The following is a 21678-nucleotide window of genomic DNA, read 5'->3' on the forward strand; positions in this document are numbered from 1 at the left end:
TTTAAATTTGAGATTTGATTTGTCTTTTGTTGAAATAATAGCGCAGCTTCACACTAAGGCTTCTTCCGGGTTTCTGTAGGCTGAAGTTATCGTAAAGCCTAGCATTAGTAAGGTTCAACCCCTCTAGGCTAATATTGTACTTACCATCTTTCAGGGAGTATGTTACCAGAAAATCATGGTATAGCTGGCGGTCTAACGTCGCTTTGGTGTCCTTGCTTCCCTGGCTTTCCCAAAGCAGAAAAAACTCACCGACGAAGTTGAATGTATAATTAAAGGAGAGGACGTTTCCTTTTCCTCCTAGGTCATGGAAATAATAGGCAGCATCTATATTTCCGAAGAAATAGGGTGTATTGGGCATTCGGTTATTATAGGTTGCATCCTGTACACTCGATTGCGCATCCCTTATCTTTTCCTTATTCCGCAGATCCATATAGGTCACAGTACCTCCGACCATAGCCTTGTTTTGATAATAGTAGCGTGCTTCAGCATCCACTCCAATGTTTCTTACCCTTCCAAAATTGACATTGCTGATGGTGCCGTACCGTGCATTTTGAACCTGTTGGATATAGTCTTTTGTCAATCGATAGTATGTGCTAATGTCCAAGTAGAGGGTATTACCACTTTCCATTTGGCGGTTCATTGTACCACCCAAATTGAAATTGGTAGAATTTTCCGCTTTTAATGCTGTATTGGAAGAAGTAAGCAATTCGTCACCAAAAAGCTCATTGGCACTTGGAAGCCTAAAGGCCCGCTCTATCGATGTCTTGAACTGGAAATCTTTGTAAAACCTAGTAGCTGCCACTCCATAACCTTTGGTCTGAAAAGACCGTGACTGCTCTGCATATTTGGAGGTATTGGTCGTAGTGGTATCCACTGGGCCTATGACATGTTGATAATAATGCTTCCCAAATAGGTTGATATTCCAATCTTCATTTGGCCGAAAGACATAGGAGGCTCCAAATACATTTTTGGTATTGGCCCTTCTCATTGTGTCGGCTGGAGAGGAAATATCATCCAGTGGCACACTCGAAGCAAGTTTTCTTTCATAGCCTGTCAGTACATTGTTCAATGTAAACGAGTGATGTTCATTCGCCCTGTATGAAAGGTTTGCTGTGGTAGAATAGTTTTCATCTCTGAAATCCGAAAGGGTATTGGTACCGCTTTCCCCTCGGATATTGGTGGGCATAAACTCTCCGTACCAATTATACAGTCTGGCCGCAGTATCAACATTATGATTCTGATTAATATTGTAGTTTCCCGTGAAGCGGAAGGTCAAGCCCTTGGTTCCCAAATTCCTTTTGTAATATTCGACGGAAGGAAGGAGCGTTTCGGATGACCTTGTACGAGCTCCGTAAACTATCGACATGGTAGAAGCACTTTGGATATCTGCATCAAGCTCTCCAGCAGTGATGCCAACCAAAAAACGGTCTGCCCATTTTTTGGTTACAAAACCCACTTTTGCCATTACTGTTTGGTTGGAGTACTTATCATGGAACCTCTTTACATAATAATCGCCACGTACATAAGCTCCCGTCTCCACATCCAGCATTTTATCTAGATAAACTTCATAGTTGTTGTCAGAGTAGTTTTTGAAAGCATTGAGCTGGACCGTAAAACCATTTTTTGTAGTGTGCCCAGCACTGACATTAGCTCTATGCGTATTGAACGATCCATAAGAATAGGAAGCATCCAAATAGGTATTAGAGGATCGGTTCGTTACTATATTAATAACACCTCCCATAGCATCGGTCCCAAATTCAATGGGAACCACCCCTTTATAAACTTCTATCCTGTCAGCCATTCCTACTGGAATGTTGTTAAGCTGAAAAGCATTTCCAAACCCGGCCATTGGCACCCCATCCATAAAAATCTTCACGTTCCTGCCCGTAAAACCATTCAGTGAAATATTCATTCTAGACCCTACTCCTCCGGATTCACGAATTTTGACTCCAGAAGCCCTGTTTAGTAGGTGCCCAAGATCCATGTTGGTATTATAGTTGGCCTTGGCATCAATTGCCACCACATTGTAGGGAGATTCTCTTACATTTTGGATCTCAAAATCACCTTGGACTTCCACTTCATCTAACTCACTGTCTGTACTAGGCTTCAAATCAACCTTTAATTTCTTCCAGTCCCCTTCCTTAACCGATACAACAAGCTCTTTTTTTTCATATCCTAATCCACTCACGATAAGAACTTTTTCTCCTGGCTCCAAAGGAAGCCTAAATCTCCCCTCCCGGTCAGTGACCGTACCATGAGAGGTATTTTTGACATATACTGTCACTCCTATGGCATGACCATTTTCAGCACTTACATAACCAATCACTCCACTTTTAGGCTGGTGATGTTGAGCTACTAATCGCAATGGTAAAATGACTATTAAAAGTAAAATTTGTAAAAACCTCTTCATAGCTGATAATCAAGGCCTAAAAACACCTAGTTATTTTTATTTATATTTAATTTAAATAAACTGCTAGCAAAAGTAGCTGATCAGCTTTCAGCGCAATTTCGAAATCGGGAATAAAAATGTTGATTTTGGTATTATTTTAATTCAATCTAAATTAATGACCTGTCAACGGGTAAATCTAAAAGCTCAGGCTACTATAACACCTTTGGATAGTGGAAAAATCAAAATATTTTTAACAGCAAAACTAAATATATGGCCTGAGAGAAAGATCTAAAAAATACACTCTCGTTGATCTTATTCAATTGAATAAACTAAACTTTATTACTTTCAATTATTATTAAATCCAGCCAATTGAAAATCACTTCAAAAACCGCTGAACAAATTCCTGCCTGTAAGCCCTCCCAAGTGGAACAGTTTTTTTATTTGCAAGGATAATCTCATTTCCGGATACCTTTTCGATCTTGTCCATATTTACAATGTATGACCTGTGTACCCGAACAAACCAGTTCGTATCCAGCTTTTCAATCCAATTCTTTAATGATTCGGAAGTCAGCAGTTTTTTCTCTAAAAAACAAATTTCCGTGTAGTCTTCATCTGCCCTGATAAAAAGAACTTCTTCAAGATTAACCTTAATATGATCGTAGCCACTTTTTATAAAAATATCCTCCTTTCTCTCCAATGCAGGAACATTCTCTTTATTCGAATCCCTTACAGGTTGCTGCACCTTGCTTACTGCCTTAATAAACCGTAAAAATGAAAATGGTTTTAACAAATAGTCCACAACACTGAATTCATAGCTTTCCAAGGCATATTCTGAATATGCCGTAGTAAGGATGACCTTCGGAAGATCATACACATTCCTCATCAGGTCAATTCCAGACATTTTGGGTAGATTGATATCCAAAAACATCAAATCAACCTGATGAGAACGGATATAATTCAAGGCCTTAATTGCATCAGGAAAAACTCCTACTAACTTTAAATCCCCTACATCCTCGATATACCTTTTTAGAATTCGCTGCGCAGGTGGCTGATCTTCAACAATAATACACTTCATATCAGATTGTTCTAGAGAGTTGAATCTTTAAATCTACTGAATAATAATTGGAGTTATTTTCAACCAAAAGCTGATGGGATTCTGGATATATAAGCTCCAAACGCTTTCGCACATTTTCTAAACCAATTCCTCCTGACTCTTCATCATTTTTATGATATGGAAGGTAGCTGTTTCTGCACGAGAAATGAAGTACTCCTTTATCTGAAAGGCATACTTTGATATGAATAGATATGTCCTCGCTTTGCCCCGCCTGGCTGTGTTTAAAGGCATTTTCAATAAATACAATCAAAATCAATGGCGCTATACGGTAACCTTGACGAATATCCAATGCTTCAAAGTTTACACCTCCTCTTTGTTCCACCTGAAGTTCATAAAGCTCTGTGAAGCTCCTTAAATGATCAATTTCTTTGGTGAGCAATACTGATGATTCCCTACAGTCGTATAACATGTATCGCAGAACGGCACTAAGCTCCAGTATAATTTCTGGAGTCCTCGGCGACTGCTCAATGGCATAGGAATACAAGTTGTTTAGGTTATTGAATAAAAAATGTGGGTTGATTTGGGACTTTAAATACTTCTGCTCACTTTCCCGAACCATTTGTTCCAATTTATCTACTTTCCGCTGCTTGAGTAAGGCATCCCAAGCAAACTTAAACCCAGAAAGAATAATGATGGTGGGCAAAACTTGACCCAGAGTAAACAATATCCCTGGGAAATTTGCCCCTCTAGATTCTGGCATGAACAATTTTTCCAATAACGCTTCTTCAATAATAATGACCAATGTGATCACCAAAATGGTACTGAAAAAGAATGCCAAGTACTTTTTCCTATAGTAAAATAAAGGCAAAAAGATATAACTGATGCAAAAATTAGCCAATGCGTAGTTTAAAAAAAATAGAATATAATATTGCTCAAAATTGAACTCACTGTTTGGACTATTAAAGTCTATGATGTAAAAACTAAAAACCAATACATGGAGCACCACCTGAAAAAGTATCTCTTTCCATGATTCAGGACCAATATGGATTTTTTCTTTCATCTTTCGAAGATACTCATTCCTACAGGCTTCTAGAAATAATGTCTGCCGAGCGACAAATAACTCTTGATAAGTTGTTGGTTTTAATCGGTAAACAACATCTTATCCGTTAAAGGGAAAAGTCAGGTCGTTAACCGATTATTTTTTATCTGCTTACCCAAAAAGTATAATTTCACATTATCCATTTGAAACACCAAAATCATGAAAGCATTCATCTGTTATTTGTTATTCCTTCTCTTTTTAGCTCCCTCTCTTTTAGCACAGAGTGCTCAGGAAATAAAAGGGACTGTAATGGATAAGAGCAAATCAACACCACTACCTTTTGCTACAGTAAGACTTTTAAAAAAGAGTTCAGGTGAGTTCATCACAGGAGTTTCCACCGACTTAGACGGTTCCTTTTCCTTGCCATCTCCCTCTGATGATGTCAAAGTGGAAATATCTCTACTTGGCTATTCTACCCTAACACTAACTTCCCTTTCCTTTAAAAATGGACAAGCCAATCTCGGAAAACTTTACTTAGATGAAAGTGCAGAGACTTTGGATGAGGTACTGGTTACCAGTGAAAAGTCAGAAACTGAATTCCGCTTGGACAAACGTGTCTTTAACGTTGGACAAAACCTAAGTAGTGCCGGACTAAGTGCCTTTGATGTCTTAAACAATGTTCCTTCTGTAACTGTAAATATTGAAGGAGAAATCAGACTTAGAGGAAACCCTGGCGTGGAAATCCTTATAAATGGCAAGCCGTCAGTATTGGCCAGCGAGCAAGGAAATGCCCTTGGCACCATCACTTCTGACATGATAGAATCCATTGAAGTGATCACCAATCCTTCTGCTAAGTACAATGCTGAAGGTTCATCTGGTATTATAAATATCGTGCTAAAAAAAGAAGAAAAACGAGGTCTAAATGGATCAGTAACCTTAAACACGGGGATTCCCAACAACCACAGTCTTGGGTTTAGCCTTAATAACAGAACCGAAAAATTCAATCTTTTCAGCCAAATCGGAATAGGACACAGAACCTTTCCCGAAACCAACAGAAGTATCAACAGAAACTCTGAAGACAGCAATATCTCAAGTGAAGGGGATGGAAATAAAAATGAAACTTTCTACAATGTTATACTGGGCACTGATTATCATATTAACGATTTAAATGTATTGTCTCTTACAGGTAATTTTGCTTATGAAATAGAGTCAGAATCTTACCTGACTTATTTCAATAATGCCAATGCTCAAGGGGATCCTATTTCCAGTTGGAACAGAAATCAATCCACAGAGGCTACCAACCCTAAGTGGCAATATGAACTGCAATACAAAAAGGATTTTGAGGACAACAAAGACCATATTTTGCTCTTCAGTGCCATTGGAAACTTTTTTGGAAAAGACCAAACCTCAGGATTTATAAATACGCCTATTTCAGGAGATCTTGGCAGCGATGACCAACAGCAAACCCGTACAAATTTCAACCAAGGAGAATATACATTTAAGCTTGATTATACTCACCCATTGACTGAAAAGGTTACGTTTGAAACAGGGGCCCAATTTGTACTGGATGACGTGGACAATGACTATGCAATTAGTTCATTCCTTGAAGATGAATGGGTAGTGAACCCGAACCTTAGCAACCTATTTGAATACCAGCAAGGGGTTTTAGGCACTTATATAACTGGTGCTTTTGAGGGCGAAAAATTCGGTTTAAAACTGGGGTTGCGAATGGAGGACACCAACATGAACACCCTATTGGTGGAAACCGGAGAAACAAATGAGCAGCATTTCACCAACTTGTTTCCATCCGTCCATACTTCCTATAAGCTTAAAGACAACCTTTCCCTACAAGCCGGGTATTCTAGAAGAATATCTAGGCCAAGGTTATTTGATTTGAACCCGTTTTATAACATCAGAAATGAATACAGTGTGAGTACTGGAAATCCTTTGCTTCTTCCAGAATACGCTGACTCTTACGAAATCAACCTTCTATATGATCACGAAAAATTTTCGATCAGCTCTGCTATTTATCACCGATACACTACTGACGTGATGGAAGATGTAACCTCTGTAGAAAATAATGTAAGCATCACCAAACCCATGAATATTGGTACCAACAAGGCTACAGGATTTGAGGCTAATATCAAATATGACCCCATAAAATGGTGGTCACTTAGTGGTGATTTCAACTATAACTATGTACAACGTGAAGGGGAATACGAAAGCACATCTTTTGATTTTTCCTCTAGCCCTTGGTCTTCCCGACTGACTTCAAAGTTTGGTTTACCCGCAAACTTTGACCTCGAAATTATTGGTAACTATCAATCTTCCTATGAGACTTTCCAAAGAAGAACTTCAGGCTATATGTTTGCTGACATCGGGCTTCGTAAAAAAGTATGGAAAGGAAAATCAATTATCAACTTCAGTATCAGGGATGTTTTTGCCAGTAGGATCATGGAAACAGAAACCATTCAAACAGGCTCAGCAGTGCCGGATTTCTACACTTATAACTACAGGATGCGAGGGCGTTTTATCAGTTTAGGAATCAGTTTTGGATTCGGTAAAGGTGAGGCAATGGAGTTTAGTGGGCAAAAGAGACATTGAGCCAAAAAAGATTGAACAGCTTACGAAATCCTGAACATAATCACCTCAATAAGATTGATTAAAGTCCCATGTTTATTCTATCTAAATTAAAAGAGGCAGACCAAACATTATTAGATATAAAGTTTACTGACAATTCATGTGCCTACCCTCCACGTTTCGAGAAACGAAATGTAATAATTCAACATCCAGCTGTTGAGGGAGAGTTTTTTGCTTACTATACTGACGGCTTTTGCATCACAAAAAATCAGTTTAATATTCAGCAAAAATGTTCCAACATAGTTAGTGCTGGTTCGGATTATATCCAGATTTCGATGCAGGTATCTGGAAAGTCAGCCATCTATAAAAAGGCAAAAAACCACCATAAAGAAATTCCCTTGGGAATGTTCCAGTTAGCATATAGAAATGAAGTTAACACAAATGTAGATCTGCTTTATAGCAAAGAACCATTCCGCTATATAAGGGTATTTATAACAAGAAACTTTTTCCTAAACCTGCTTTCCAATGAACCTTGGGCAAAGCAAGATTCATTTTATAAGTCAGTTCAAAACCACCAGTATGTCAGATTTGGAAATGATGTACTTCCGCTAAACAATGTCCTTTCGGAGATTCTGGATGAAATCATGAACAATGATTACCCAGCACATTTTGGTCAATACTTTATTCAATCAAAACTAAAAGAGCTTTTCTTGACCATCCATGTCCAAAAAACAAAGATGAACAATTCCCATATGCTTCCTTCTGATGAAATGAATAAAATTCAGATGGCCAAAGCCTACTTGGGAACTACCTACCATAACCCGCCTACGATCAAGCAACTTTCCAGAAAGGTGTCACTAAATGAATTCAAATTAAAGAAAGGCTTTAAACAAGTCTATAACACCACCATCAGGGCTTACATTACTGAACTTAGAATGCAAAGAGCCAGAAAGATGATCTACGAAAGTTACGCAATCAGTGAAATTGCTATGTCATTGGGATATAAAAGCGCTTCCTACTTCATTTCTGCCTATAAAAAGATTTATGGTGAAACCCCTAAACAGTCAAAGCATTAATCACTTGTAGTTATAAATTTCATCCCATACATCAACTAGGACATACAATTTATAAGTACATCAAGGCTGATATTCACCATCTAAGACCTTAATAAAATAGGAAACGCGCTGGTTAATTATTCAAATCACCAAACTTTAATCAAATATCAAACTTAATTCCCTGTGCCAGCGGAAGTTCAGCACTGTAATTAATGGTATTGGTTTGCCTTCTCATATAAGCTTTCCAAGCATCAGAACCAGACTCCCTGCCTCCACCAGTCTCTTTCTCACCACCAAAAGCTCCTCCGATTTCAGCACCTGAAGTACCGATATTTACATTGGCAATCCCACAGTCCGAGCCCTCTACTGACAAGAAATATTCCGCCTCCCTCATATTCATGGTCATCATAGCAGAAGACAAGCCCTGTGGAACACCATTTTGATAGGAAACAGCTTCCTCGAGCTCATTGTATTTTATAAGATAAAGTATAGGTGCGAAAGTCTCTTGCTGAACTACCTGAAAATGATTTTCTACTTCAAAGACACATGGCTTCACATAGCAGCCAGACTCAAAACCTTCTCCATTCAGCACTCCTCCTTCAACCAATTCTTTCCCACCTTCTGCTTTGGCCCTTTCAATGGCAGAAAGATAATTCTCAACCGCATCCACATCAATCAAAGGCCCAATATGATTCTTTTCATTCAATGGATCCCCTATCACCAATTTGCCATAGGCCGACACCAACCGCTCTTTAACCTCTTCATAAACTGAATCATGAATAATCAATCTTCGGGTACTTGTACAACGTTGCCCTGCAGTACCGACGGCACCAAATAAGGCGCCCCGAATGGCCACATCCAAATCAGCATTTTCTGTAACTATGATGGCATTATTGCCCCCAAGCTCCAACAACACCTTGCCTAATCTACCTCCTACAACCTCTCCCACGGATTTACCCATTCGTGTAGAACCTGTGGCTGAAATCAATGCCACCCTTGGGTCCTGAGCCAAAAACACACCTACATTGGCATCACCAATTAGCAAAGAAGATATACCTTCTGGAAACCCATTTTCATTGAACACTTCCGCTGCAATATTTTGACAAGCCAGGGAAGTCAATGGCGTTTTTTCTGATGGCTTCCACACGCACACATCTCCACAAACCCACGCGATCATGGTATTCCAAGACCACACTGCCACAGGAAAATTAAAAGCTGAAATAACCCCAACAATCCCCAAAGGATGCCATTGCTCATACATTCTATGACCAGGGCGTTCAGAATGCATTGTCAAACCATAAAGCTGCCTTGAAAGTCCAACTGCAAAATCACAGATATCTATCATTTCCTGAACTTCCCCTAAGCCCTCTTGGTAAGATTTCCCCATTTCATAGGAAACCAACTTACCTAAAGCCTCTTTTTTCTCCCTTAAAGCAATACCAATTTGTCTCACCACTTCACCCCTTTGTGGAGCAGGGACCTTCCTCCAAACCTTAAAAGCCTTTTCAGCCTTCTCCATTACCAATTCATAAGCCTCTCTGGAGGTCATTTGCACCTTCCCTATTTCTTTTCCATCCACAGGAGATTTGCTCACCAGCCATTCGCCTTTTAAATCGATATATTCAACACCTGTCCACGTTCCTTTATTTACCTCATTTATTCCTAGTTGCTCTAAAAGTGCTTTTACTTCAAATTTCTCTTCCATAGGGCTTATATTAATTTATGTTGCTGTAACCAAAGCTAGCAAAAAAAAAGGCCATCCAAAATGGATGGCCTTTTTAACACATACATAAACCAACTAAACACTATACTATTTGTCTATCTCTATTTCGAAGTAAGACTTCTGGCCGTTCGGGTAGATTCCCAACACCATCACTTCTTCTCCTTTATTTCTTTTCAAAGTTGCTATTAAATCATTGGCTCCTTTGATTTTATCTCTTCCGACGTGAGTCACCACAAATCCTTCACGGGCACCAGCCTCTTCCCACTTGTCATTATCTATCTCATCGATTACAGCCCCACCATCTACATCAAGACGTCGCTGCAAGGACAATTCAAGATCTTTGAATGTTACAGATTCAAATTCAGCCAACTTAGGTGCTTCTTTTTTCACTATTTTCGTAGTACCGGATATATTTTTCAAAGTGGCATCTACTTCATTCTCTTTACCATCTCTCAGGTATTTCACGGACACTTTATCACCAGGACGTTTTCTAGCAACCATTTCCTGAAGTTTAGAAACTGTGTTGGTCGCCACACCATCAATTCCAATGATAATATCACCCTCTTGCAAGCCAGCATCTTCGCCCCCACTTCCTTCATTCACCTCTGCAACATAAACCCCTTGAGAAACTCCAAGATCTTTGCCTAAAGACTCTTCAAACGCTGGACTCACATCTATTATAGAAACTCCTAATAACCCTCTTTGTACGGTTCCATATTCCAATAAATCATCCATCACTTTTTTCACGATACTACTTGGCACCGCAAAGGCATACCCACTGAAAACACCCGTTTGGCTAGCAATGGCAGTATTAATCCCTACCAACTCTCCTGACAAGTTCACCAGAGCACCTCCTGAATTCCCTCTGTTCACCACTGCATCAGTCTGGATAAAGGATTCAATCTGTAGATTATTATTGCTTTCATTTCGCAAGATTCCAATATTCCTTGCCTTGGCACTAACAATACCAGCAGTAACCGTTGATGTCAAATCAAACGGGTTACCTACTGCTAAGACCCACTCACCTACTTGAGTTTGATCGGAATCTCCAAATGGCACAAACGGCAAGTTATCCGCCTCTATTTTCAACAATGCTAAATCGGTAGTCGGGTCAGTCCCAATCAACTTCGCTTTGTAGTTTGTATTGTCATAAAGTGTAATTTCAATATCCTTTGCATCTTCGATCACATGGTTATTTGTCACCACATAACCATCCTCTGAAATGATCACGCCAGATCCAGAACTTACCCCTTCTCTTGGGCGGCCCTGACCACCATTGTCCGGATACCGGAATTCAAAAAACTCCTCCAAAGGATTTCCCCCACGGTTAGAGCTTTGCATAGTTACTTTACTTTTGATGTGCACCACAGCGGGTGTCACCTGTGAGGCTGAGGCGACAAAGTTTATTCCATCCGGAACGCTAAATTTGTCATCCTTAAGCCAGTTAACAAGACTAGTATTCTGCTTTTCTTCAAAAGTGACAACTTTATCTCCTGGAGACAAAATACTCACCCCTGCTAAAGCCACCAAGCCACCAATCACAGAGGCAAGGATAATACTGAGGAAGAATTGCTTTCTATTCATATTGCTCTCCTTATTTTTTGGTTGATTAAACTAATTGAATACACGATTTGCCATTACAATTGTTTTCAAATATCGTCCAAAGATCGATATCTAACACATCATTTAACACCTTTTAACAAAGCAGTGGCAAAGCTCCATTTTCACCAATTATTCTTTCGATAAAAACTTTACTGGTAACAATAAAGGATTCCTATATAAGTTAACACAAAAAAGATAAGTGGGTTTCCCCACTTATCAATTATTTTACTTGAATGGATGATTTAAGCACCTTTTTCTCACTTTTTGGCAAAACGACTTTCAGTATTCCATCCTCGTATTTTGCTTCGATAGACTCGTGACTCACATCTTCAGGTAAGAAAAACGACCTACTAAAGGAGCCGTATTGCGTCTGAACAGTATGATAATTCTTTCCTTCCTTGGTCTCCTTCTGTTTTCTTTCACCAGATATTGTAAGCTTACCATCCAACAAATCAATCTTGAAGTCTTCTTTTTTCACTCCTGGAATTGCCAACTCTAGCTCATAAGCATTTTCATCTTCGGAAACATCCACCGAAGGAGAGAACTTTTGCACATTCCCATTAAGAGAATCATTAAAGAACTTATCCAACAAACCACTGAATGATGAAGGATAATTCGGCTCGAAATTGTTATATCTCACAAGTTTCATAATAGTATGATTTATTGTTTACATCGATACTATAGTGAATATCGTACCAAGCCAAAATCCGGCTTAAAAACATGTCATTATGACTTAAATACCTTGTACAAAACCTAAATAACCGCCATTATGGCGGTTATTTACAAAAAAATAAGGGGCTTAACGAGCCCCTTATTGTCTGAGATATAGAATTATCAATCAATTACTTTCAATCACATGCCCTTCCTCTCTGTACAAATCCACTTCACCATCGAGCAAAACCGCAAGGACAGTGATGTCTTTGTCATATACACTTTCTGGGATATCTATATATTTTAAACCAGGAACTTTACTCCAATACATTTTACCAACTTCCCTGTGCTCCAGCTTGGTTCCATCACCAACTACCCAAATCCTATTGATTTTATTTTTCAAGCCCTTGATCACCAACGATTCATTTACCTTATAATCCAAGTAAATATATAGGATGGTTTTATCCTTGGACAAGGTAGTCGGAGCAAACACATGCCCTTCCGGAATTCCTGCTTGTGTATCATAAATGGCAGAGGCATGCTTAGAGGTCCAGCGACCAAATTCTTTTAAGATATTCTCAGCTTCTTCAGGAATAGTCCCATCAGGCTTTGGCCCCACATCCAACAACAGGTTACCCCCCATATGAAGACAGTCAACAAAAATCCTCAACAGCTCATTGGGAGTTTTGTAAGCATGGTCATTGTGCTGATACCCCCAACTATTGTTCATCGTTAAGCAGAGCTCCCAGTATTTACTATTGGGCCTAGCAACTGGCACTCCTTGCTCCGGAGTTGCATAATCACCCAAGCCACCACCAATTCTGGAATTAACAATTATGTTTGGGTTCCACTTGATCAATTGCTCCTTGAGTTCTTTGCTCTTCCACTGTTCAGCCTTATGCTCCCAGTCTCCATCAAACCAATACAGATCAGGGTGATAATTCAAAGAGAGTTCCTCCAACTGCTTGAAGTTAAAATCCACAAACTTCTGAAAACGCTCAGGATCGTTTTTATAACGGTACTTCACCCTAGTCTGTCGATCATAGTCAGGATGAGACCAATCTAAAACCGAATAGTACAAACCTTTTTTCACTCCTTTTTCTTCCAAGGCTTCCATAAAAGGACCTATCAAATCTCTTTTCGCCGGAGTTTTCTTCACAACCGTCAAATCACTCACTTTACTGTCCCATAGAGCCACACCGTCATGGTGCTTTGCGGTAATTACCGCATATTTTGCCCCTGACTCACTGATCAGCTCGGCCCATTTCTGAGGATCATAATTGGCAGCAGTGAAGCCATCAAGCTGCTTCATATAATCTTCATAGGAAATGTAATCATTAAAAAAAGACCAGGACTCATCTATTCCATTCACTGCATATATACCCCAGTGCAAAAAAATCCCCAGCTTGGCATCTTGAAACCATTCCATCTTGGCATCTTCTTTTGAATCTTGACCAAAAACACTCCCAAGCATCAGCCAGCCTGTCAAGAGCAATACGATCTCCTTTTTCCAGTTCTTCATTAGAAATACTTTGTTAGTAAATTAAGTAGTCTTCAAATTTACAAATTTTAAAATATTAACCTATCCATTCATATATCTTGTATTTTTTTATAAATCCAAGAATGGAATACCCTATTTTTTCAACACCACTTCTCCGCTCAACTTTATAAATCTGATCAACTATACTTTCATCCAGTCCTAGGTCTCAAATATTATTTTTAATTTTATCAAAACCCAAGTACAATTCTGTATGAAACTCAAGCAGCTTTTAAAAGTAAGTCTTTTAATCTCATTTTTGCTCTCCCCATATCTTGCGCAGCAGGCATGTGCCATACAAACCGCAGGTGACATTTTATCTTTAGGAGACTCATTGCTTAGCACCAACACAGATAGTGCCTCACAAGAAAAGGCTAAAAAAGACACCGTAGTCCAAGAACGCTCCATTAACAACATCATATACGCGCTCCAGGACTACATCATCACCACCAACCATATCAATAAAGTCCTAGAAAGAAACATTGACACCCTCGAATTGAGCATCAACCTCCCAACCACAGAGAGGAGATTGGACTTGGTGCGAAGCAGGCTTGAAGAAAGGGATAATGACATCAACCTTAGATACCTCAGCGCCCTCAAGAACTTCACCAATTACCAGACCCGGCAACTCGCTCAATGGAAAGAAAACATCGACGCCAAAGACTATGAAATTTCGGCTGCCAAGGATAGTTTAAGAAAAATAAAAAACGATGAAATTCTCAACCTTTCCATCAAAGACCCTGAAACACTCCCTACGTTTCAAAACCTACTAAGTGAACTAAATACACGAATAAAAACCGCAGACAGCCTCTATCTTAATCAACAATTAATACTGGCCGGGTACCAAAGCAGATTGTCCCGAGCCATAATCGAGATCAATGACTTCAAAGAAGAGATTGAAGAAAGGGAAAGCATTCTTGAGCGAGCTCTATTCAATAAGGAGGTTAATTACATTTGGGAGCCCAAATCTGATGAAAGAAAAAAGAAAATATGGGACGTCATCTCCCACTCCTACCTGATCAACCGAGTAATCCTCAATGGATATGGAGAAGTCAATAAACCAACGCACATCTTAGTCTTTTCACTAGTTGTATTGGCATTTCTCTGGATCAGGTACTTGCTGCGACACATTAAATCAGAAAAGGAATTTTCTGAAATCATTTTACAAAGGACTAGATTTATTCCAAAACACCCTTTTGCTTCGGCAATGATCATAATCCTACCTATCACCCCTTTTTTCTATCGATCCCCTCCTGTTATCTTGACGGTTGCAGTACTCGCGATGATGATGGTTATCACCTCACTTTTAATCAGGGCAATTGTAAGTAAAAAGGTTTTTATTTTTTGGTTGATCTTCCTGACCATCTTTATCATTTACTCCCTAAGCAATCTATATATAGAAACGGCATTTGAAGAAAGATGGACTTTATTGATACTAAGCATCCTAAGCATTACTTTAGGCTATCATATCATTAGCTCTATCAGAAATTCCACCCTCACCCACCCAAAGTATATTATATTCTTGATTCAACTTTTTTTAATCATACAAGGACTTTCTGCTTTTGCTAATATATTGGGTCGCTACAGTCTGTCCAAAATATTGGGAATAGCTGCCACTACTTCTTTGATGCAGGCCATCGGACTATATGTTTTCGTCTTGGTCATTATGGAAGCCATCTACCTTCAAATCGAAATGAGCAAAAAAAGCTCTAAAGATTACACTGCCTACTTTGATTTTCAGGACATCCAGGAAAAAGTCCAAAAGATTTTTGTTTTCATAGCTTCAGCCATTTGGTTCTATTATTTAGCCGTTAACCTGACCGTTTATGACTATATATACGCCAACATATCCTTGTTCCTATCTGAATAGAGAAAAATAGGAAACTCTGTTTTCACTTTTGGAAGTGTATTGACTTTCATCATCATCATTTGGATTTCAGCCATTATTTCCAAGTATATCTCCTATTTTGCAGAGGCCAAGGACCAAAAGTTAGCGGCCAACCGAAAACAAAGATTGGGTTCCTCCATCCTACTAATCAAGCTTGCCATCTTCACCATAGGTTTCCTACTCGCTGTCACCGCAGCTGGAATACCGCTAGACAGTGTAGCCATTGTACTAGGTGCCCTTTCAGTGGGTATTGGCTTTGGTCTACAAACGATCATCAACAACTTGGTATCAGGGGTAATTTTGGCATTCGAACGGCCTATCCAAATTGGCGACGCCATTGAAGTTGGTGGTCGAAGCGGAGTAGTGAAGGATGTAGGAATTAGAGCTAGTAAAATACAAGCATATGACGGCTCGGAAGTGATCCTTCCCAATGGAGATCTACTCTCCCAGCACCTGATCAACTGGACCCTTTCCAATAAAAGAAGAAGAATAGAATTAATTATAGGCGTGGCATATGGAAGTGATTCGGATCAAGTGGAATCCATTCTCACAGGCATCCTGGAAAGAGAAGGTATTCTCAAAAATCCTAAACCAAATGTTTACCTCCAAAATTTTGCAGACAGTGCTGTGGAATACCGACTTCTTTTCTGGGTGAATGATTTCGACACTTGGGTAGATATGAGGAACGAAGTAATGAAAGAAATTTACAAAACCTTTGGTAAAGAAAACATTGAAATCCCATTCCCTCAACGTGACCTTTACATCAAATCCATACCTGACTTCACAACCAAAAACAACCCCAAAACAGATTCAACAGGGGATAGCGAGAAAAAAGAAGAAAATTAACCGCCTGAAATCGAGCACAAAAGAAAAATCAAACAACTTTTTTCCACCCCATATTTGGAAAAAAATAAACAACCTGCTATGTTTGCATCACGTTAAACAAACGGGTTGGCGAAAACAACAAAAATTCCTCCTTAGCTCAGTTGGTTAGAGCATCTGACTGTTAATCAGAGGGTCCTTGGTTCGAGCCCAAGAGGAGGAGCAAAAGCCTTGCAGAAATGCAGGGCTTTTTTATTTTTCTTTCAAACCTAGTGATAAATGCAACCCATTACGCAATTTAATTAACCTCCCTAAGTTTAAAATCAGTGAATAGCGTAGGAAGTTTTAGCTGAGATGAAGAACAACTACAGCCTTATTTATTAAAAGGGTCAAGAATTAGCTTCGCCAAGCTTTTTTCAATCTTAGCTTTCAAAAGCCTACTTCATTTCTATTCGAGAATGAATTTTAAAATAAAGAAATAAAAACAAATTCCTGAAACAGCTTCAACTGCTATTCATTTACACGCATTAATTATTATCAAGTGAAAGACCTTATTATGACTAGTTAATAATTACCTGTAAGCTAGATTAGTCATGTAAAACTAGATAAGAGCCATAAAAAAATCCTCAAAGCCAAAGGCCTTGAGGATTTTGCATTAATATTCAGTCTATAATAAATTAATCGTGAACTGAACAGCTACAAACACATTGGCATTTTTTGCATTAATTCCAACCTCCACCTAAAGCCTGGTAGACATTGACCAAAGCGTTCATTTGCGCCCTTTTGGTTTCCACCAACTCAAATTTGGATTCCAAAGCATCTCTTTGTGTCAAAAGCACTTCCATATAGTCTGCCCTGGCTGACCTGAAGAGATTGTTGGAGATATCTATGGATTGGGTAAGCGCCTCCACTTCCTTGGCCTTCAAATCATAACTTTGTTCCAAATTATTGATTTTGGCCAGTTGATTGGACACTTCCACATAAGCATTCAAAATGGTTTTTTCATAGTTGAAAACTGCCTGAATTTGCTTGGCATTGGCACTTTTGTAATCTGCCTTGATGGCATTCCTGTTGATCAATGGAGCCGTCAAATCGCCCGCCAATGAATACAGTAACGATTCCGGTGTCTTGATCAAATAAGATGGATTAAAGGCCTGAAAACCTATTCCTGCCGAAATGCCCAAAGAAGGATAGAACCTGGCCTTCGCCACTTTGACATCAAGCTTTGCTGCTTCCAACTCCAGCTCGGCCTGCCTTACATCAGGACGGTTTTCCAGCAACTGAGATGGAATACCTGCCCTGATCGCCTTTGGCACCAAGTCACTGAAAGCCTGAGGACTTCGTTCAACATGCTGCGGGTATCTACCTACCAAGAAATTGATTTTGTTCTCTGTAATCGCGATTTCTTGCTGAATATCATACTGTAAACTTTTAGTATGGAATACTTCTGCTTGAAACTTTCTCACTGCCAATTCAGTCACTCTTGCAGCTTGCTTTTGCAATTTGACAATTTCCAGGGCATTGCTCTGGATCTCAATGTTTCGTTTTACGATCTCCAATTGATTATCCAAGGCAAGCAACTCGTAGTAGGAATTCGCAATCTCTGCAATCAAATTGGTCACCATAAAGTTCCTTCCCTCTACTGAAGACAGGTACCTGGCCACCGCTGCACGCTTGGCATTGTGCAGCTTGCCCCAAACATCCAATTCCCAAGTAGCAAAGGCACCCACCATATAATCCTGCAAAGGATCTGGCATTTCCCTACCTGGCTCAATTTCAGTTGTGGCCTCGCTGGCTCCCCTGCTGGTATATCTTCCTGGCTTGTCTACACCAGCCCCAGCTTTGATGTCTACAAAAGGCAAATATTCCCCTTTTCTGGCCCTTACCTCATTTCTCGAAATTTCGATTTCCTGCATGATCACATTCAACTCCTGATTGTTCTTCAAAGCAGTATCAATCAAGGCATTCAAATGGGGGTCTGTAAAATAATCTGCCCACTGGACCTTGGCCACATTAGTGGTGTCCTGTGAGCCATTAAAGCTCACAGGTACATCCGTATTGGCATTCCTTTCCACTACCGATGGTGTTTTACATGCCGAAAGCAATACTGTCGATCCGGCCACCACCATACATATATTTACTATTCTTTTAAGCATCTTCATGGTCATATTCTTCAGTTAAAGGAACTTCATCTTCGTCTTGAATCAGGTGACGGCCATCAGCCATTTTACCGAATATATAGTACAGCCCCGGAACAATAATTACTCCGAACACTGTACCAAACAGCATCCCCCCAAGGGCTGAGGCACCAATGGTACGGTTACCAATTGCACCGGCACCTGTAGCTATAATCAAAGGAATCAAACCGGCGATAAAGGCAAAAGATGTCATCAAAATAGGACGGAAGCGGACTTTGGCTCCCTCTATGGCTGCCTCGAGAATGGTCGATCCTTGTTGGCGTTTTTGAACAGCAAATTCAACAATCAACACGGCATTTTTACCCAATAGTCCTATCAACATGATCAGACCAATTTGCGCATAAATATCATTGTCCAAGCCCATTAACTTGAGCAACATAAAAGAGCCAAACACCCCAACCGGCAGAGAGAAAACTACCGCTAACGGGATAATGAAACTCTCATATTGTGCTGCCAATACAAAGTAGACGAACACCAACACAATCAAGAACACATACAATGATTCATTTCCTCTACTAGACTCATCAAAGGACAGTCCCTCCCAGGCAATGTCATAATCCTTAGGCAAAGTTTGAGCAGCCACTTCACGAATGGCTTGAATCGCATCAGCAGTGGTATAGCCCTTAGCTGGCAAACCTCTGATGGCTGCTGAATTGTACATATTGAAGCGGGTAACCTCATTCGGCCCTTGCGTTTTCTTCAACTTCATAAAGGCAGAATATGGCACCATCTCTCCATGCTCGTTCTTCACATAGAGGTTCAACACATCCGAAGGAAGTCTTCTGAATTTTGGATCAGACTGTACATATACTTTAAAGAAACGACCAAACTTGATAAAGCCCTGCTCATAAGTACTACCGATCAAAATATTGAGGTTTTCCATGGCCTTGCCAATGGATACGCCTTTCTGCATGGCCAACTCATTGTCAATCTCCAGTTCATACTGAGGATAATTGGCAGCAAAGAAGGTAAACAAACCTGTTAACTCTTCTCTTTTGCCCAAATTGTCCATGAACTCTTTATTGATTTTATCAAATTCCTGATAATCCGTATTGGTGGTTTGATCCAACAAACGCAAAGAGAAACCACCTGACGAACCGAAACCTGGAATGGCCGGCGGCTCAAAGAATTCCACAATTGCTCCAAGACCTTTGGACTCTTCTTCCAGTTCCTCCATGATTTCCTTCACGGAGTGCTCTCTTTCAGACCAAGGTTTAAGGTTGATCAAACAGGTACCCGCATTGGATCCCCTACCTTCTGTCATGATCTCATAACCCGCCAAAGAAGACACCGACTCTACCCCATCGATTTCCTCACATATTTTTTGGAGCTTTTGAGAAACCAGATTGGTTCTTTCCAAAGTAGCACCTGGAGGAGTTTGGATGATGGCATAAATTGTTCCTTGGTCTTCACTTGGAATAAATCCTGAAGGCAACACCTGGTTCTCTAGGAAAATACCGACACCAAAGGCCAATAAAATAGCAAAAGTAAGCCACCTTCTATTCACAATCCTTTTTAGCAAACTAACATACCTTCCTGTCAGTCTATCAAAACCGCTGTTGAACTTATCCAAAGAACGGGTAAGTATATTGCTCTTTTTCTCATGTCCGTGATGGTTTTTCAATAACATGGCACATAGCACTGGCGTAAGTGTCAATGCAATCAAAGCTGAAATAACGATGGAACTGGCCATGGTAATGGAGAACTGACGATAGAAAGTACCCACAGGACCAGACATAAAGGAAATCGGCAAGAATACTGATACCATTACCATGGTAATCGCTATAATCGCCCCACTGATTTCTCCCAATACCCTTTTAACAGCTTGGTAAGGGGTCAGATGAGGGAATTCCTCCATTTTGGCATGGACAGCCTCCACCACCACAATCGCATCATCGACCACAATACCAATCGCCAGCACCAGGGCAAATAGCGTCACCAGGTTGATCGAGAGTCCAAAGAACTGGATCACAAAGAAAGCTCCGATCAATGACACTGGCACCGCTAGGATAGGAATCAATGTCGACCGCCAATCTCCTAAGAAGATAAAGACCACCAAGGCTACCAAAATAAAGGCATCCCTTAAAGTATGAATCACTTGCTCAATGGAAGCATCCAAGAATTTAGACACGTCATAACTGATTTTGTAATCCATCCCAGGAGGAAATGAAGCTTTCATTTCTTCCACCTTATTCTTCACCTCTTCAATTACATCACTGGCATTACTACCATAGTTTTGCTTCAATACAATGGCTGCTGATGGATGGCCATCCAGGTTAGAGTAAATATCGAAGAACTCACTGCCCAACTCCACTTTACCAATGTCCTTGAGGTGAATGCTCTCACCTTCTGCATTGGCGCGTACAATAACATTTTCATATTGTTCAGGCTCATTGTACCTGCCTTTATAAGTCAATACATATTCCAATGACTGCGCTTCAATCCCAGAACTTCGACCCAAACGACCGGGACGTCCCACAATACTTTGCTCTTGTAAAGCTTCCATTACTTCATCAATAGAAATATCATAAGCTCTCATACGGTCAGGGTTCAACCAAACCCTCATCGCATACCGGCGGCTACCTAATATCTGCGCTCTGGCTACACCTTTGATCCGGTTGATTTCCGGGATCATTTTCACGTTGGCGTAGTTGTACAGGAATTTCTCATCCATGCTCTTGTCCTTTGCATAGAGGTTGACATACATCAACATACTTGGCTGGATAGGCGTGATTACTACCCCCTCCCGCTGGACCAATTCCGGCAAGAGGGGCATGACCTGATCAACCCTGGTCTTTACTCGGATTACGGCTTGGTTGGGGTCAGTTCCGGGCTCGAAAATCACACGAAGTGTCGCCTCACCAGCACTGGTGGCATCTGTAGCCATATAGCGCATCCCTTGCACACCATTGATAGAATTCTCTAATGTAATCAAGGTTGACTTTACCAATACATCTGCACTGGCTCCAGGATAAGCTATAAATATATTTACGGTAGTAGGTGCAATCTGCGGAAATTGGGATATAGGCAATTGCTTAATCGACAGACCACCCACAAAAACGATGATGACCGAAATGACTATCGCAAATACAGGCCTATGAATAAATTTTTTAAACATTGTTTCTGCTTTTTAGGGTCTC

At 40.1% G+C, this 21678-nt stretch carries 13 protein-coding genes and 1 tRNA gene; 5 read left to right on the plus strand and 9 right to left on the minus strand.

Annotated features, from left to right (window positions below):
- Position 1: 1 nt before the first annotated feature.
- From JL001_RS02465 to JL001_RS02475, 3 genes are all read right to left on the minus strand, one after another.
- Positions 2-2365 (minus strand): TonB-dependent receptor, encoded by a 2364-nt coding sequence (locus tag JL001_RS02465; RefSeq protein ID WP_200974537.1) that lies wholly within the window; start codon positions 2363-2365, stop codon positions 2-4.
- Positions 2366-2765: 400 nt separating this feature from the next.
- A complete protein-coding gene (locus tag JL001_RS02470; RefSeq protein WP_200974538.1) occupies positions 2766-3464 on the minus strand; it encodes a LytTR family DNA-binding domain-containing protein in 699 nt (232 codons plus the stop codon).
- 1 nt (position 3465) lies between these two features.
- Positions 3466-4503: a sensor histidine kinase gene (locus tag JL001_RS02475; RefSeq protein ID WP_200974539.1), complete on the minus strand. Its 1038-nt coding sequence runs from the start codon at positions 4501-4503 to the stop codon at positions 3466-3468.
- A 198-nt stretch (positions 4504-4701) separates the two neighbouring features.
- On the opposite strand from JL001_RS02475, the gene JL001_RS02480 reads away from it, so the two are divergent.
- Positions 4702-7086 carry an outer membrane beta-barrel family protein gene (locus JL001_RS02480; protein ID WP_200974540.1) on the plus strand — a complete coding sequence of 795 codons (2385 nt, stop codon included), beginning with the start codon at positions 4702-4704 and terminating at the stop codon, positions 7084-7086.
- Between the two features lie 68 nt (positions 7087-7154).
- The gene (locus tag JL001_RS02485) at positions 7155-8138 is read left to right on the plus strand and encodes a helix-turn-helix transcriptional regulator (protein WP_200974541.1); all 984 of its coding nucleotides are present in this window, start codon (positions 7155-7157) and stop codon (positions 8136-8138) included.
- 139 nt (positions 8139-8277) lie between these two features.
- On the opposite strand, the gene JL001_RS02490 is transcribed toward JL001_RS02485, so the two are convergent.
- The 4 genes from JL001_RS02490 to JL001_RS02505 form a co-directional block, all read right to left on the minus strand.
- Positions 8278-9822 (minus strand): aldehyde dehydrogenase family protein, encoded by a 1545-nt coding sequence (locus JL001_RS02490; RefSeq protein WP_200974542.1) that lies wholly within the window; start codon positions 9820-9822, stop codon positions 8278-8280.
- A 105-nt stretch (positions 9823-9927) separates the two neighbouring features.
- On the minus strand, positions 9928-11424 hold the full coding sequence (locus tag JL001_RS02495; RefSeq protein ID WP_200974543.1) for a Do family serine endopeptidase: 1497 nt from the start codon (positions 11422-11424) through the stop codon (positions 9928-9930).
- A gap of 238 nt (positions 11425-11662) precedes the next feature.
- Positions 11663-12091: an Hsp20/alpha crystallin family protein gene (locus JL001_RS02500; RefSeq protein ID WP_200974544.1), complete on the minus strand. Its 429-nt coding sequence runs from the start codon at positions 12089-12091 to the stop codon at positions 11663-11665.
- Between the two features lie 189 nt (positions 12092-12280).
- Positions 12281-13615, minus strand: coding sequence for an alpha-L-fucosidase (locus JL001_RS02505; RefSeq protein WP_200974545.1), 1335 nt, complete (start codon positions 13613-13615; stop codon positions 12281-12283).
- Positions 13616-13844: 229 nt separating this feature from the next.
- On the opposite strand from JL001_RS02505, the gene JL001_RS02510 reads away from it, so the two are divergent.
- The 3 genes from JL001_RS02510 (at position 13845) to JL001_RS02515 (ending at position 16563) form a co-directional block, all read left to right on the plus strand.
- Positions 13845-15500 (plus strand): hypothetical protein, encoded by a 1656-nt coding sequence (locus JL001_RS02510; protein WP_236252685.1) that lies wholly within the window; start codon positions 13845-13847, stop codon positions 15498-15500.
- A gap of 39 nt (positions 15501-15539) precedes the next feature.
- On the plus strand, positions 15540-16364 hold the full coding sequence (locus JL001_RS23115) for a mechanosensitive ion channel family protein (protein WP_236252686.1): 825 nt from the start codon (positions 15540-15542) through the stop codon (positions 16362-16364).
- A 125-nt stretch (positions 16365-16489) separates the two neighbouring features.
- Positions 16490-16563: transfer RNA gene (locus tag JL001_RS02515), tRNA-Asn, on the plus strand.
- A gap of 499 nt (positions 16564-17062) precedes the next feature.
- On the opposite strand, the gene JL001_RS02520 is transcribed toward JL001_RS02515, so the two are convergent.
- Entirely contained in the window at positions 17063-18496 is a 1434-nt protein-coding gene (locus JL001_RS02520; RefSeq protein WP_200980279.1) for a TolC family protein, read from the minus strand.
- Positions 18489-21656, minus strand: a complete 3168-nt coding sequence (locus tag JL001_RS02525) for an efflux RND transporter permease subunit (RefSeq protein WP_200974546.1) — start codon at positions 21654-21656, stop codon at positions 18489-18491. Before JL001_RS02525 ends, JL001_RS02520 begins: the two co-directional genes overlap by 8 nt.
- Between the last annotated feature and the right edge of the window lie 22 nt (positions 21657-21678).

The sequence above is a fragment of the Echinicola sp. 20G genome (assembly GCF_015533855.1).
GTDB lineage: Bacteria > Bacteroidota > Bacteroidia > Cytophagales > Cyclobacteriaceae > Echinicola.